Raw genomic sequence first — 14,243 nt, forward strand, 5'->3', positions numbered from 1 at the left:
TTGAGTAAAAACCTAATGGCAGCTGCTAAAAATCTGAGTCTACTTTATTGACCTAATATCAAACTTTTAATAGATTTAATATTCTCATTATTGATCCTCTCTTTTCCAATAATTGTTGCTTTCTTATTCATTAAACCAAAAGTTGCAGCACTTCCAATTAGACCAATGAATAAAAGTGTTAGAGCTATAAAAGAAAGCTTCTTAATCACGCTTTATTCCACCTTTCACAATGGCTGCATTGTATTCCAGATAACGAAGAAAGCCCTTTTTTACACCTTTCGTTGCATAATACATGCCTATTGATATGAACAAACCTATGCCGCAAAATTCAATCGAAACAAATACATCAAACCATTCAAAAGTTCCGGGAATAGCAATGGCACTTACGAACATTATTAATGGACTCAAAATCCCGGCTATACCACAGATCCAACCAGCACCCAAAAGACCAAGCAGTCCAAGAAAAGGACCAAGAACAAAGACCAAATTAACAAAAACTATACCAATAACTGTCCATATAACGCGAAACATATTGCCTATAGCTCCTCTTCTGGTATAAGGCCGAGCTTTTTGGCTTTTGCGATCGTATCGACCCTCGTCCTGACCCCAAACTTTTGGTAGAGCAACGTTAAATTATATTCCAGGGATCGTTGGCTCATGGATAAGGAATTAGCTATTTCTCTCGTACTTTTGCCCTTTGACAGTTCTGCCAATATGTCTTCTTCTGTTTTCGTCAGGATTACCGTTTCTTGCGAATTAGTTCCAGCGGAAACGATGCCAGGCCTTCTTAGTTCTCTTACAAGCGAAAGCGGCAAGACAACTTGTTGCCGCAGGGCGCTTCTTATCCCAATCACTAATTCTTCTCTTGAAGAAGTTTTTGATAAAAAACCGGAAACTCCAGCTTCAACTAATAAGTTAAAATGTGGTTTAATATCAAAACCGGTGTAAATTAATACAATTAAATCTTGATTATACGCTAAAGCTTTTCTTGTAAGTTCAAGCCCATTCAAGTGTGGCATATACAAATCAAACAGCAATATATCAAAATGCTGCAGCTTAATTTTATTTAATGCGTTCAATGAACTATTTTCTATTGAAATGTTAAAATCGGATTCCTGCTCTAATAGCATTTTGGTGCCTTCCAATATAGATAAATGGTCATCGACAATCAAAATATTTATCATAGTAAAAACCTCTCAAAATTTTTTATCTCCAATACCTGTACATGGAATTTGCATGGTAACTTTTAATCCGCAATTCGGTTTTGAATAAAACTCTACATGGCCCGAAAGGCTCTGTACGCGTTGCTTAATGCTGGTTAATCCCATATTATTAAAGGAAGGTTTTAACTTATCCGGTTCAAAGCCCACACCGTCATCAGAATATTCAAACATCATTTTGTCTTCCTGGGCACTTATATGAAGATGGATTTTAGAAGCCTTGGAATGTTTTGTCGCATTGTTAAGCAATTCTTGTACGATACGATAGATGCCGATTGTTTGTTCTTCATTTAAATGAAGACTTGAAGTATTGTCTGTAGAAAAATAAATTTTAAAAGTTGAAGAAACTTGGGTATATTCAAATAAATTTTCCAAGGCTCGCTCTAAACCCAATTCCCTTAACAATGGCGGCCGGAGTTCATTGCATGTCATACGGATTTGGTGAATAGTGTCCAGCAATCCTTGTTCGATTCCTTTAAGCTGTGCTTTTATCTGGTGTTCAAATTCATGGCGGTGAAGCAATGATTCCATTCTTCTGTACAAATCAATTTGATTCTGCAGTACTGTATCATGCAAATCACTTGATAAATGGAGCCGTTCCTTTTCGGAAAGATTAAACAAGAGCCGTAAGATCCAAAGAGGAGTTTGGCTGCTTTGCATGGCAACTTCCAATTTATTCATTAGATTCTCGATTACATCCAGGCTCTCAAATACCATATTGGCGTAGTAAACGATTGTTTCCAGCCAAATGGAGTCCATTTCCTCATCTATAGATTGCTTATTTAGAATGAGGAAGTAGGCATGGCTGGTCCGCTCTCCTACTTTTAAAAGTACTTTATCGAAAACGTTTACGATCTTTCCAACCCTCAAGTTATCCAAATAGGGTTGAAATTCAGCAAAATAATCTTCTTCGATTTTTTGCTTTTCTTTGTCAAACATTAAGATAGTCGGCTGGGAATCTTGTAAAACTGTATTTATTTCATGAATTAATCTTGCTTTAAGATCCGCTAGTTTCATTACTGAAGACAAGTCTTTTGAAAAATTTTTCAAACTGTTTTGCAATAATTTATAGCGATCTTTTCTATTTTGAAGCTCTATTTCCATATTTTTTCGTTCGGTGATATCCCGGACCGTAACTACTGTAAGGTTATCTTGACTTTCTACAGGCATCGTCCGGCACTCAAAATATCTAATATTACCGGAACGAGTAATGATCCGGTACTCACTCTTGGAAGGCTGTTGGGTCAAAATAACATTCCTATGTCTTTCCATTAAAATTTCTCTATCATCAGGGTGTACAATATCAAATATGTCTTTCAATTCCTCAGGACTGTATCCGCTAATTTTTTTAAAAGAAGGTGTCGAAAACCGTACATGCCGATTTTGGTCAACGATCATAATGATATCCAATGCGTGTTTGTAAATCGTTTCAAACTCCCAATTTGATTGAATTTTGTTTTCCATTATTATCACCATTTTCCATTGATTGTTGGCAATTAAAACATTACCTATATATTGATATTACATGAAAAATGTACCAATAGTCCGACATTTTTTCGCGTGCTTGTGGAAAAAACCACTATTTTATCTCCACTACAAATGGAAACGCCCTGACTTTTCCGTTTTGCCTGAACTCAGCCCATATTTTATAAATGCCTGGCTTTTCGAACTGTGTTTCAAAAACCGTATCCTTGTCATTTTCCGGATGCACATGGAGGAAATTCTGGGCATTTTCATCAAGAATGACCACATGCCCCATTGCTCCCAGATAAGGGGTCAAATTTGTTTTATCAAGATCAAAGGTTAACGTTACCGGTTTATTGGCTTTAAAAGAACTCATAGTTAGTTTTGCGTTTTCGCCTTCTACATTCTTGCTTAATGTTTTGTCCGGCTGAAGGCCATGGCTATGGGTTGACCTACCGGGATTTCCTACGATAAATGGAACCGGCGCTGCATGATAAGCTAAATTTTTCGGTTTAATGTCAACGAATGCCTTATAAAATCCATCAGGCAGATTATTTCCGATCGTAAATTCGCCTCTGCCAGTCTGTTCAGGGTGTATGTGATAATATTTATGAAGCTGGTCATCCACAATGATAAGATGAAGTAGCTTTTCATGATTTACTTCCAAATCTTCCACCGGATTTCCCGACTTATCTTTTAAGAAAATCTTTAACTCATCTTGATCCGATTGAACAAACACGCTTACCTCGCTGCTGCCCTCATGTGCCGCGCCGCTTCCATGATGATGGCCGCTATCGTTCCCTTCACCATAATCAATGTGGCCATGGGATTCACCATGTGGCACACGTTGTTCCTGGCTTTTGGATGCTCCATATGACGAAGATTGATTGTGGCCATGGGACTCGGGCTGTTTTTCTTCGGCAAACCATTCGGCATACCCTGAATATCCGCCTATCACTAAAGCCAAATATAGAACGGCCGCAATCCCCCATTTTTTCATCGCTTTCACTCTCCTATTCAGTAAATTTTTTCATATATCAAGTCCCTTATATGGCATACTTTACTGCCGCTTCTGATTCTGCTTGATGTTGTCTTGAATATAACTCCTTGTAATAACCGTTTAATTCAAGTAATCTATGATGGCTGCCGCTTTCAACGATCTCCCCGTTTTTCATCACAAAAATAGTATCGGCATCCACAATCGTTGAAAGCCTGTGGGCAATCATAATAATTGTTTTTCCACCTTTAATCCGATTAATAGATTCTTGGACAAGTTTTTCACTTTCATTATCAAGGGCGCTCGTTGCTTCGTCCAAAATAATCAGTGATGGGTCTTTCAAAAATACACGGGCTAGTGCAATCCGCTGTTTTTGGCCTCCGGAAAGCTTCATCCCTCTTTCGCCAATTTCTGTATCATATCCTTGAGGCAACGGTGCGATGAAATCATGGGCGAAAGCTTTGATCGTAGCTGTGATGATTTCATCATCTGTTGCATCAAGCTTTGCCATTTTTATATTATCTTTAATAGAAGAGCTGTATAAAAAGTTATCCTGAGTAACCATTCCAAAATGCCTCCTTATGCTTGATAAGGAATAGTCTTTTATATTCACACCATCTATTAAGATTTCACCGCTATCCACATCATACATTCTGTTTAAGAGCTTTAATACAGTACTCTTGCCTCCCCCGCTCTCTCCGACAAATGCATAGGTTTTGCCTTTTTCTATCTTAAAGGACAAGTTTTTGATCACTTTCCTATTATCATTGTAGGAAAAAGATACACGATTAAACACGATTGAATCTGAAAACTCCTTTAATTCAACAGAGTCATCCTTTTCCTTTATTGTTGAAGGGATATGGAAGAAATCAAATATCCTTTGTAAAGCGACCGTTCCTTCCGTGATAACAGGGAAAGCTTGAACCAAGGCGGCAACAGGGCTTCTCATTTTATCAACGTAAGCGAAGAAAGCAATTAAACTGCCGGCGGTTAAACTGCCATCGATCACAAAAAGACTGGCGGTTAATGCAACAATGAAAGGAGTCATGTCACTTAAAACGTTGACGGAAGCCAGTGTGATTGCATTTAACCTTGCATGCTTATCTGTAAGGACTTCGTAATGTTCCAAATGTTTATCCAGTTCTTCTTTGTCATGTTTTTCGGATGAAAACAATTTTGCCAGAAAAGCACCCTGGATTTTTTCAAAGACAAACCCGCTCAACACGGATCGGTAATTCATCATGTTGCGCGTTGATTTCTTAAATCTTTTTGAAAGAATATGCGCTACTATAAATTGAAAGCTGACCAATAAAACAGAAAGGATTGCCAATTTGATGTTTAACGTCAACATCACAGACGTAACAAACACCAAAACGATCATTTCAATCCAGATGTTACCGAACACGGCGGTCAAATAGCCTCTTATTTTTTCAATGTCATCAAAGAAGCGGGTTCCGATTTCTCCGCTTTTATTGTCCGCAAAATACTTTGCATCAAGGGAATGGATTTTATTAAAGGCTTCTTTCCGAAGTGCCTTTATGATGTTGTTATTGGCCTTATGAATGCAAAATTGCCTTACGTATTCCATTGGTTTTCGAATGAAAATAAAAACAACAAGCATCGAAACAGCAATGAATGACAATTGGCCGATTTTTTCGGCACGGGACAATGCTTCATTTTGCAACAAATAATCGAAAATGTATTTTAATATCAAAGGAACGGTAAGGGGGATCAGGAAGCGGAAAAAACTTCCGACAAATCCCCACATATATAGCTTCATTTCTTTTTTTATGAAAGGCAGAAATTGTTTAAACTCATTCAACTAAAGAACTCCTCTCATATTACTTTCACATTCGTTGTTACATCCCTCTTGGTCAAGCTCGAGAAAAAGCTCCATCATCTGATGGCCAAATCCCTCTAAATTTGTTGTATTGTAACAATAAAACATCAAAATGAACTCAATATGAACGATTCAAAAGAAGCTGCTCTGGCTAATTGTTTCTCCTCAAATGATTCCTCCTTTCTGTTTATAATGAAATAGTACTATTTTCCCGCATAAAGATTACGCAATCTTATTACGCTTCTGCCGCAATTATTTTGCGGGATGCCGCATTTAGTGTTTTTTATCCTATAAAACGCTTGTGCTTTCAATTGCCATTGCTTTTAACATTCATCCTATCTAATGCCTGGAACCTTTTTCAGCCATAAAAAAACCCCTTAAAGCAGTGTTGCCCTAAAGGGTTTTCAACATCTACTTTAAGAGGTGCAATATCTATAGAGTGGGATGCAATTCTGGGCTGAAAAGACCGCCAACATAGAGATTTAAGCGGCAGTTTCAAATTAAGCCTAATTCATTTTTTCACACAGGCCTTGCCGTTTCCTTCCGGGTGACTTCGTCAATTTTATGTACAAACATTTGGAAGACGCGCCTTTTTTCTTCTAAATCACGGATAGACTCTTTCAGCTGCTCATATTTCTCCTCAAATGGTTTATGGTAGCGCTGGCGTATCGTTTCAATGATTTCATCGTTCACTGTCGACTGAATCACTTGCTTTGTGATGCCATATTTATATGCATAAACTTTCAACTCTTGTTTGACTTGCTCATATTCTTGATCGATCTGGCTCAATACTTCAGATATATCTTCCTTCCATTCTTCAAGGGATTTCTGTATATACGATTGTTTCGTCATTTCATCCATGAAAACACCTTCCCGCCAAGTATATAGTTTGTCCTTGCTACATTTTAACGAAACTTTTTTACAGCTCGTTTTCTGAAAAATTACATTGTCATTTCATTTATAATTTCTGTTTGGCGGGTTTTCTTCTCAAAGATTATCTTTAGCGTCACTTTGAATCATTGCGATTACGCTAGACTTCCCTCCCATAGGCAATTTTGAAAAGAGAAGCAATGTTTTTTGAAAGTCTTTCCACATATTCTGCCGCATGTTCAATAGCATCTGTGAGCGGCACCACACCTGGAACAATGCTGAATACAGCGTCAATCCCTTGTTCGAGAACAATGTCACTGTCTCTGGCAACATTCCCTGCTATCGCAATCACAGGAACACCATACTTTTTTGCTGTTCTGGCAACTCCAATTGGCGTCTTGCCGTACATCGTTTGTGCATCAATTTTTCCTTCCCCGGTGATCACAAGAGCGGCATTTTTTACATGTTCATACAAGTTTGTCGCTTCTATTACAATATCAATCCCCTTTTTTAGTTCGGCTGACAAAAAGGCAAGCAGTCCGCCGCCAATGCCTCCTGCAGCTCCTGCGCCAGGCACTTCTGCAATTGATTTTCCTAAATCTTTTTCAATAATTTTCGCAAAATGGGAAAGATTTTTATCAAGCTTGCGGACCATTTCTGGTGTTGCACCCTTTTGCGGACCAAAAATAGCCGAAGCACCCCCTTCACCTGTCAATGGATTGTCCACATCGCAGGCAGCTTCAATCTTCACAAATTTGAGACGGGGATCCAATCCGGACACATCAATCGTTGCTAACTGGTCCAGGGAACCTCCGCCTTCGCCAATTTCATTTCCTTTTCCGTCCAGCAGCTTTGCGCCAAGTGCTCGTGCCATCCCGGCGCCTCCATCATTAGTAGCACTGCCTCCGAGACCTATTATGATATGTTCAACACCTTGTTCAAGAGCGGCTTTAATCAATTCCCCTGTCCCTCTTGTCGTTGTAACGAGCGGGTTTCTTTTGTCCGCAGGTACAAGGTGAAGTCCTGAAGCAGCTGCCATCTCGATGACGGCAGTTTTCCCATTTCCTAGCAATCCAAAAAATGCTTGCACTGGCTTGCCGAGTGGACCTGTTACTGTTTTTTCAATAATTGTACCGTTAGTGACGTCTACAAGAGACTTGACCGTTCCTTCTCCCCCGTCAGCCATCGGGATCTTTATAATATCCGCATCAGGAAAAATCGTGCGGAATCCTTTTTCGATTGAGTCAGCAACTTGTATAGCAGTTAAGCTTTCTTTAAATGAATCCGGTGCAATAACGATTTTCATATTGAAACACCACCGTCCCCAAAGTCGGTTACTTATATTTTAAATGGAGCGATTGTTTGTCTTAATGACAGATAAATTCCCATTTTCATATTATGAATTGATTGCATGAACATAGGCTCTATATGTGATAATTACCGAAATGATTGCGCCAATAAGTAACAATACTGTTCCGCCTAAAGTAAACAAACGGCCAATAAGAAAATATTTTTCTTCAAATACTCTTTCTATATCCATGAATATCACTCCTTTGCGATTGTCAATTTAATCATATGCAATATGAAGCAATATGTTCAGACTAATATGTTTTTTCATAAAAATTGAATTAAAAAACACATTTCAGTTTTCATCATTCTCTGATTCTACCTTTTCATTTATTACGGCTTGCACCGCATTTTCAATTTCTTGATAGCAGGTACATCTGCATATATTCGATTCTAACCAATCACCTATGATATCTTTTGAAGGATTTGGATGGTTGATTAATAAAGCATGACAATTAATGATAAAACCTGGTGTACAGTAGCCGCATTGAAAAGCAAAGTTTTCAATAAACGCTTTTTGTATAGGAGTATTTTTTAGCCCCTCAATAGTAATAATTTTTTTTCCTGCTGCTTCAATCGCAAGCATAATACAAGACTTAAAAGGTACACGATCAACCATGACTGTACATGCACCACAATCTCCATTCAAGCATCCAGGCTTAGCACCTGTTAAGGAAAGGCTGCTTCGAAGAACCTGCAGAAGCGTTTCTGCTGGCCGGAATTCTACAGTATGTAATTCTCCATTAATATCCATTTGGGCATTTACTTTGTTCACATGAGACTCAATCATCTACACTCCCTCCATTTCCAATAGAAAATCCATTAAAGTATTTTTCAATACGAATAAGCGAAAATCTTTTGAACCTTCAATATCATGCAGAATGGGAGAAGGCAAATGGTGCATTGCGTTCGCAACCCTTTCTTCAATAGACAAATTTCGGTTATTGATTTCTCTCTCCATTTCTTTCGATCGAAATGGGAATGGACACACACCACTAAATGCAAATCTTAATAGACCGTCTTTTTTTAAGGAAGCAACTGTTACCAATGGATAGCCCGTTTCCCATTGCTGCCTCTTTTTTTGAACGATAAAAGGAAGGTTTACAAAACTTGTTTCTGTTCGTATTTGAATTAAAAACTGTCCTTGGTCTAAGAGAAGGTTCTTATCAAAAATTGAATGGATCGGTAAAATTTTTACCCCATCCCAACCTCCTACAATTACATCACTATCGGCCAGAAGGAAAGGCAACACTGCTTCTCGATAGAAAATTTGACCGCAAATATTTCCGCCGATCGTAATTTTATTTCTTGCTGTGCGGTCTGCAATTTCACTACAAGTTTTACTAAGCAATGGAAAAAGATTTTTATCCTCTATTGTCGTTAAAGGAACAGCAGCTCCAATTATTAAGTAATTCTGGCTGATTTCAAAGGCCAGGCATTCCTGTATCCCCTTTATGTCGATTATTGCCCCTATCTGAATCATATTTAATCGGCGAAAGGTTAGAATTTCCGTACCGCCGGAATAATAAATTGGGGCTTTATTTTCTCGTTTTAATGCAAAAAATAACTCGGTTGCTTCTTCTATTTTAGTTGGTTTATAGTATTCTATATCCTTCAAGACCAATCTAATGCCCTCCTTCCTTTATCCTCCAAAGTAATTCAGGAATAATCGGCAAATGATTGACAGATACATTAAGGGCTGCAGACAGGCTGTTTCCGAGAGCAGCCGGCATACCTATCAAACCGTGCTCCCCCACTCCCCGGGCTCCATAAGGGGCATCTATTTGAGGTGTTTCAATAAAATCAACGACATATTCAGGATGTTCTCCGTACCTTAATGGTCGATAAGTTCTAAATTGCGGGTTAAGAACCCTGCCAAGAATGTCAAAAATGAATGTTTCACGACCTGCAAAAGATAACCCCATACTCATAGCCCCCATTACTTGGCCAATGGCGGCCTTTCGGTTAAGAACTTTCCCAATATCAATGACCGATACGGCTTTTATGATCTTGTAGCGATATTCTCTTGTGTCTAATTCAATTTCTACACCTTGGGCACCGACGGTCCATTCCGGTCCTGGTTTTCCGGCGCCTGTTTCTTTATCTAAAAAAGTCATTTGCCTTAAAATATAATTCCCTCGACCAATAATTTGGCCCCCTATCGAATTTCCATTCGGATAGGTATATCCATATGCAATATCTTTCACGTCTATGTTTATAGTAGGATCATCTCTCAAATAAACTCTGCCATTTCCGACTACTAAATCTTCTTTGGGGGCTCGTAAAATACAAGATGCGATCTCTTTCAATTGATGAATTACGTCATCTGCTGCTTCTAGTAAAGCTCTTCCAGCCATAAATGTTCCTCTGCTGGCGACTGTTTTCCAATGTTCAGGGGTATTTAGCGTATTAACTTCCATTTGAACATGAATTTTATTAATATCCATTTTCAATTTTTCTGCCAGATATTGAGCTAAAATGGTTTTTGTCCCTGTGCCGATCTCCACAACACCCGAGATCAAGTTTATACTTCCATCTGGATTAAATGTTAAAATGACACCAGAACTGGCATTCGGATCAATCGTGGATGTTTTCCAAATACAGCTTATTCCTTTTGCTCTTACTCGATGATTCCCTAACTGAATGACCTGTCCTTCATCCCAGTTGATCAGTTCACGTAATTTCAAAATACATTTTGGTAAATTTCCAACATTGCTGGAGTTAAGGAGAACTTGTGTTGGGGTTGTATTTCCTGGCAGGATGGCATTTTTTAGCCGGAGTTCGAGTGGATCGATTTGTAATTTTTTTGCTAGGATGTCCATCGTTCTTTCAAAAGCAAACAGCACTTCAGAATGGGCAAATCCTCTAAAAGGAGCTGCATACGGGTGGTTAGTATACATACATAAAGAGTCGCACCAAATATTTTCTATATGATAAGGTCCGGTACAGTCTACTGCTCCTGCTCGGCTAAGGTCCACCGATTTGTCTGAATAAGCACCCCCATCAAATAAATATAGCATCTCGGCTGCCTTCAAAACCCCTTCTTTTGTGCATCCCAGCTTAACGGTTGCATCGAGGCCAATGTGTCCGGGAGAAGTAAGAATATCTTCTTCACGGCTGTTTAGTAATTTAACTGGTCTTCCACCAACTGCTCTTGAAGCGATATATGCAAGAATTTCCAATTGAATAGAGGCTTTCCCTCCATACGCGCCACCTACTAAAGGTGTATTTACAACGATTTTACCTGTTTCAATCCCAAAATAATCTCCAATAAGCCTCTTTATCATAAAGGGTGCCTGCGATGATGAAGTGATTTCGACTGTTCCGTTTGCGTGAATTTGAGCAAATGAACATCGTGTTTCAATTGCAGCATGGTCTGAAGGATGGAATGAAAACTTAGCTTCAACGGTAACTTCACTTTCGGCCCATCCTTTTTTCAGATCACCTTTACGAATTTTCGTCCGATTTGCGATATTTGTTCCTGGTTCCGGATAAACACCATCAATTTTTTTGTAATTGCCAAGATTTTCATGTAATAGTGGGGCATTCGGTTTCAATGCCTGTATCGGAGAATTAACAACTGGCAGCGGCTCATATTTTATCTTTATGGCATCTGCACCGCGTTTAGCCAAAAAGGGATTATCTGCGACGACAACGGCAACCACCTCACCATGAAATCGTACTCTATCGACAGCAATCGGCGGGCGGTCACGGATTTCCTCCCCTGTAAGAGGCAAATTTTCCCCAGTAACAATCGCACGAACACCGGGTATTTTTAGAGTTTCAGATCGATCGATTCCTATAATCTTTGCATGTGCATATGGACTAATAACCAATTTCCCATGGAGCATTTCTTTTGAATCATAATCGTTTGTATATTTAGCTGTTCCGGTCACCTTCTCGTGAGATTCTTTACGAAAAACACTTTCCCCAATTATCTTCATGATTTTTCTCACCACTTCTATTCGTTATATTTCTAATAAAAAAGTCCACTCTCTTAATAGCGGCCATAAGAAGTTTGATCATGTATTTTCTCGTTTGTATTGCTTTCACTAAAATTGATTTCACTCATTCCTAATTTATGATTTTGTTTTAAAAAAATGTTTTTGAAAGATGAAAATAATCTTTCCAATCCGGTGCTATTAAGTGAAAAATTCCTGAAAAGAAAATCAAAGAATTTGAGATTAAAAATGGTTATAGAAACCAATTGGCATATGATTATAGTTCCTTTTTCAGAGAATTCAGATAGAAAACATATACAAATCCCCTTCCAAAAGTTTTGTCACATTAATAATTCCGCTATTATTTCTGATGGGTCTTTACAATAAATATGAGAGTGAAAATTTGCTACTTGATTTTGATATTGTTTCAGTTCATTTTCGTCATGGAGAATGGAAAGAATTTGCTGGTGAATTTCATGCTTGTTTAAGTGAAAGACCAAGCCTAAATCCTTTAACTGCTGCAGATTGATTTCTTCTTGGCCTGGCAAAGCATCATAGATAAAAATGGGTTTGCGTTTAAAAAGGCTTTCGCTTATTGTAACTCCTCCTGGCTTTGTTATGATGGCATCCATTTGATCATAAAGTCCGTTCATTTTATCCCTGCATTTAATATACGGAAACGGTATAATATTGCTTTTTTGCATGTCTTTTAGCTTATTGTATAATTTCTTATTTTTCCCGCACAACACGTAAAACTGAATTTGCTGGGGAGGCTTGGCCTCTGCAATTTTTTGGATTAAATCGTCGATTGTACCAACCCCTAAGTTTCCCCCGGAAATTAAAACAGATAAAACAGACGAATTTGCTGGTGCAGGTGTTTGTTTCTGTTTTATTATTTTTGGATGAATCGGAATTCCTGTAATATAAATTCGCTCTTCGCTGATTCCTTTTTTGATTAAGAAATTTTTCATTTGAGGAGAAGGAACAAAATGATAGTCAATCTGCTCTACTCCCCAGAAACGATGTATGAAAAAATCTGTATACACATTGATAACCGGAACACTTAGTTCATTTTTTTCTTTTAAGTAATTTAACATATAAGCGGGTAAAGCATGTGTACAAACAATGAGATCAGGTTGTTTTTCTTCTAAAAGCCTTTTCATAAAAAAAATAAATAATAATTCATACAAGCGATAACGTTTCTTATTTTCTACATTTTTGTAAACTGAAAATTGATAAATGGAATTATATAATCCAGGAAATATATGTATCCAATTGAGATAAAACTTGGAAACAAGTGCTTCAATTTTTCCGTAGCTGTATGAAAGAATATCGACCTTTTCACACTTTATATGCGGGTAAATTCGCATTATTCCATCTATTAATGCATTTGCAGTTTGATGGTGGCCAGATGGGATTTGTAAAAAAGGCAAAAATAATATGGATTTAGCAACCTTTTTCATACAGCACCTCTTTTAAACACTTACGGCGTTTTTCTCTTCCAAACATGAGTGCATGGAATTTGCCCCCATGGGACTTATACCATTTATTGCTTGCAAAAATAACAGTCTTTTTCATGTATAATCTGTGTTATGGAAGGAGTGATTGAATTTGAAGATATTACTTTTTACTGTTTTAGCAATCGTTCTTTATTATTTAATAAGAAAAGCCTATAAAAACACGAAGGATATCGTGATTAATAAAGTGAAAATCAATGAAGAATCAACTAAAGGACATAGTCCGAAATTAAATATTCTTCAACTTTCTGATTTGCATCTTGAAAATATATCCATTTCCCCTGCAGAACTATATGAAAAGCTAAAAGACGAACCGATTGATTTAATTGCACTCACTGGAGATTTCCTCGACCGTAAACGCACCATTCCCAAGCTTGTCCCATATTTAAAAATAATGAACCAACTCAATGCAAAACATGGCATCTATGCCGTTCTTGGCAACCATGACTATATCTTGCAACATCACAACTTACAAACATTAATAGGAACGCTTAAACGTTATAACTGCAAGGTTTTACAAAATGAAAATGATGTGATTTTTGTTCAGGGAAAACCGGTTAATATCATTGGCATCGATGACTTTAGCACAAATCGAAGCAGCCTGGAAGCTTCTTACGCAGGAATTAAACCAGGAACAAACCTAGTATTAACCCATGATCCAAATATTGTCCTTCACATGAAAAAATACCATTTTGATTATTTGCTTGCCGGTCATTTCCATGGTGGGCAAATCTGCTATCCAAAAGCTTATCACCTTGTAAAAATGGGAAAGCTTGCAAGAATGAATATTATAAAAGGTTTCCATATGCTGGATGGGAAACCTTTCTATATTAATGAAGGTCTAGGCCAAACAGGTGTAAATATCCGTATTGGGAGCCGGCCTGAAATTACTCTTCATGAGTTATCATTGGCAGTTGCTGATAATAAAACACTTACAGCAATATAAGGAGAAAGCAGTCTCTAAAGGGTCTGACACCATGTGTATTATCAATATATAGCACATTTATCCAACTTTATGTCCTATATATTGGTTATGGGGTCTGACCC

The 14,243-nt window shown here is 37.9% G+C and carries 14 protein-coding genes; 1 reads left to right on the forward strand and 13 read right to left on the reverse strand.

The features are described from left to right. Positions 1-44: 44 nt before the first annotated feature. The 13 genes from BMMGA3_RS17905 to BMMGA3_RS09200 all read right to left on the reverse strand — a co-directional run bounded on the left by BMMGA3_RS17905 (position 45) and on the right by BMMGA3_RS09200 (position 13,142). The gene (locus BMMGA3_RS17905) at positions 45-209 is read right to left on the reverse strand and encodes a hypothetical protein (protein ID WP_004434653.1); all 165 of its coding nucleotides are present in this window, start codon (positions 207-209) and stop codon (positions 45-47) included. Next, positions 202-531, reverse strand: a complete 330-nt coding sequence (locus BMMGA3_RS09150; RefSeq protein WP_004434656.1) for a DUF1700 domain-containing protein — start codon at positions 529-531, stop codon at positions 202-204. Before BMMGA3_RS09150 ends, BMMGA3_RS17905 begins: the two co-directional genes overlap by 8 nt. A gap of 5 nt (positions 532-536) precedes the next feature. Beyond that, complete coding sequence (locus BMMGA3_RS09155; RefSeq protein ID WP_004434658.1) at positions 537-1,184, reverse strand: response regulator transcription factor; 648 nt, start codon at positions 1,182-1,184, stop codon at positions 537-539. A 12-nt stretch (positions 1,185-1,196) separates the two neighbouring features. Beyond that, positions 1,197-2,684: a PAS domain-containing sensor histidine kinase gene (locus BMMGA3_RS09160; RefSeq protein ID WP_004434660.1), complete on the reverse strand. Its 1,488-nt coding sequence runs from the start codon at positions 2,682-2,684 to the stop codon at positions 1,197-1,199. A 115-nt stretch (positions 2,685-2,799) separates the two neighbouring features. Then, on the reverse strand, positions 2,800-3,684 hold the full coding sequence (locus BMMGA3_RS09165; RefSeq protein WP_004434662.1) for a hypothetical protein: 885 nt from the start codon (positions 3,682-3,684) through the stop codon (positions 2,800-2,802). A 46-nt stretch (positions 3,685-3,730) separates the two neighbouring features. Beyond that, positions 3,731-5,503: an ABC transporter ATP-binding protein gene (locus tag BMMGA3_RS09170; RefSeq protein WP_004434664.1), complete on the reverse strand. Its 1,773-nt coding sequence runs from the start codon at positions 5,501-5,503 to the stop codon at positions 3,731-3,733. Between the two features lie 537 nt (positions 5,504-6,040). Then, positions 6,041-6,382, reverse strand: a complete 342-nt coding sequence (locus tag BMMGA3_RS09175; RefSeq protein ID WP_004434665.1) for a hypothetical protein — start codon at positions 6,380-6,382, stop codon at positions 6,041-6,043. A gap of 169 nt (positions 6,383-6,551) precedes the next feature. After that, positions 6,552-7,697, reverse strand: a complete 1,146-nt coding sequence (locus BMMGA3_RS09180) for a glycerate kinase (RefSeq protein ID WP_004434666.1) — start codon at positions 7,695-7,697, stop codon at positions 6,552-6,554. Positions 7,698-7,787: 90 nt separating this feature from the next. Next, a complete protein-coding gene (locus tag BMMGA3_RS17910) occupies positions 7,788-7,931 on the reverse strand; it encodes a hypothetical protein (RefSeq protein ID WP_004434668.1) in 144 nt (47 codons plus the stop codon). A gap of 102 nt (positions 7,932-8,033) precedes the next feature. Further along, entirely contained in the window at positions 8,034-8,528 is a 495-nt protein-coding gene (locus BMMGA3_RS09185) for a (2Fe-2S)-binding protein (protein WP_004434670.1), read from the reverse strand. After that, the gene (locus BMMGA3_RS09190) at positions 8,529-9,362 is read right to left on the reverse strand and encodes an FAD binding domain-containing protein (RefSeq protein WP_004434672.1); all 834 of its coding nucleotides are present in this window, start codon (positions 9,360-9,362) and stop codon (positions 8,529-8,531) included. A 1-nt stretch (position 9,363) separates the two neighbouring features. Next, entirely contained in the window at positions 9,364-11,682 is a 2,319-nt protein-coding gene (locus tag BMMGA3_RS09195; protein ID WP_004434674.1) for a xanthine dehydrogenase family protein molybdopterin-binding subunit, read from the reverse strand. Between the two features lie 338 nt (positions 11,683-12,020). Next, positions 12,021-13,142 carry an MGDG synthase family glycosyltransferase gene (locus tag BMMGA3_RS09200; protein ID WP_004434675.1) on the reverse strand — a complete coding sequence of 374 codons (1,122 nt, stop codon included), beginning with the start codon at positions 13,140-13,142 and terminating at the stop codon, positions 12,021-12,023. 148 nt (positions 13,143-13,290) lie between these two features. On the opposite strand from BMMGA3_RS09200, the gene BMMGA3_RS09205 reads away from it, so the two are divergent. After that, on the forward strand, positions 13,291-14,142 hold the full coding sequence (locus BMMGA3_RS09205; protein WP_004434677.1) for a metallophosphoesterase: 852 nt from the start codon (positions 13,291-13,293) through the stop codon (positions 14,140-14,142). The last annotated feature ends 101 nt before the right edge of the window (positions 14,143-14,243 follow it).

This window comes from Bacillus methanolicus MGA3, from assembly GCF_000724485.1.
GTDB classification, from domain to species: domain Bacteria; phylum Bacillota; class Bacilli; order Bacillales; family Cytobacillaceae; genus Bacillus_Z; species Bacillus_Z methanolicus_A.

What these genes read in the sequence shown, in the direction of transcription:
- BMMGA3_RS09165 (WP_004434662.1), bottom strand. Translation starts at nt 3,684, where the DNA reads ATGAAAAAATGGGGGATTGCGGCCGTTCTATATTTGGCTTTAGTGATA.
- BMMGA3_RS09195 (WP_004434674.1), bottom strand. Translation starts at nt 11,682, where the DNA reads ATGAAGATAATTGGGGAAAGTGTTTTTCGTAAAGAATCTCACGAGAAG.
- BMMGA3_RS09200 (WP_004434675.1), bottom strand. Translation starts at nt 13,142, where the DNA reads ATGAAAAAGGTTGCTAAATCCATATTATTTTTGCCTTTTTTACAAATC.
- BMMGA3_RS09150 (WP_004434656.1), bottom strand. Translation starts at nt 531, where the DNA reads ATGTTTCGCGTTATATGGACAGTTATTGGTATAGTTTTTGTTAATTTG.
- BMMGA3_RS09175 (WP_004434665.1), bottom strand. Translation starts at nt 6,382, where the DNA reads ATGGATGAAATGACGAAACAATCGTATATACAGAAATCCCTTGAAGAA.
- BMMGA3_RS09185 (WP_004434670.1), bottom strand. Translation starts at nt 8,528, where the DNA reads ATGATTGAGTCTCATGTGAACAAAGTAAATGCCCAAATGGATATTAAT.
- BMMGA3_RS09180 (WP_004434666.1), bottom strand. Translation starts at nt 7,697, where the DNA reads ATGAAAATCGTTATTGCACCGGATTCATTTAAAGAAAGCTTAACTGCT.
- BMMGA3_RS09160 (WP_004434660.1), bottom strand. Translation starts at nt 2,684, where the DNA reads ATGGAAAACAAAATTCAATCAAATTGGGAGTTTGAAACGATTTACAAA.
- BMMGA3_RS09155 (WP_004434658.1), bottom strand. Translation starts at nt 1,184, where the DNA reads ATGATAAATATTTTGATTGTCGATGACCATTTATCTATATTGGAAGGC.
- BMMGA3_RS17910 (WP_004434668.1), bottom strand. Translation starts at nt 7,931, where the DNA reads ATGGATATAGAAAGAGTATTTGAAGAAAAATATTTTCTTATTGGCCGT.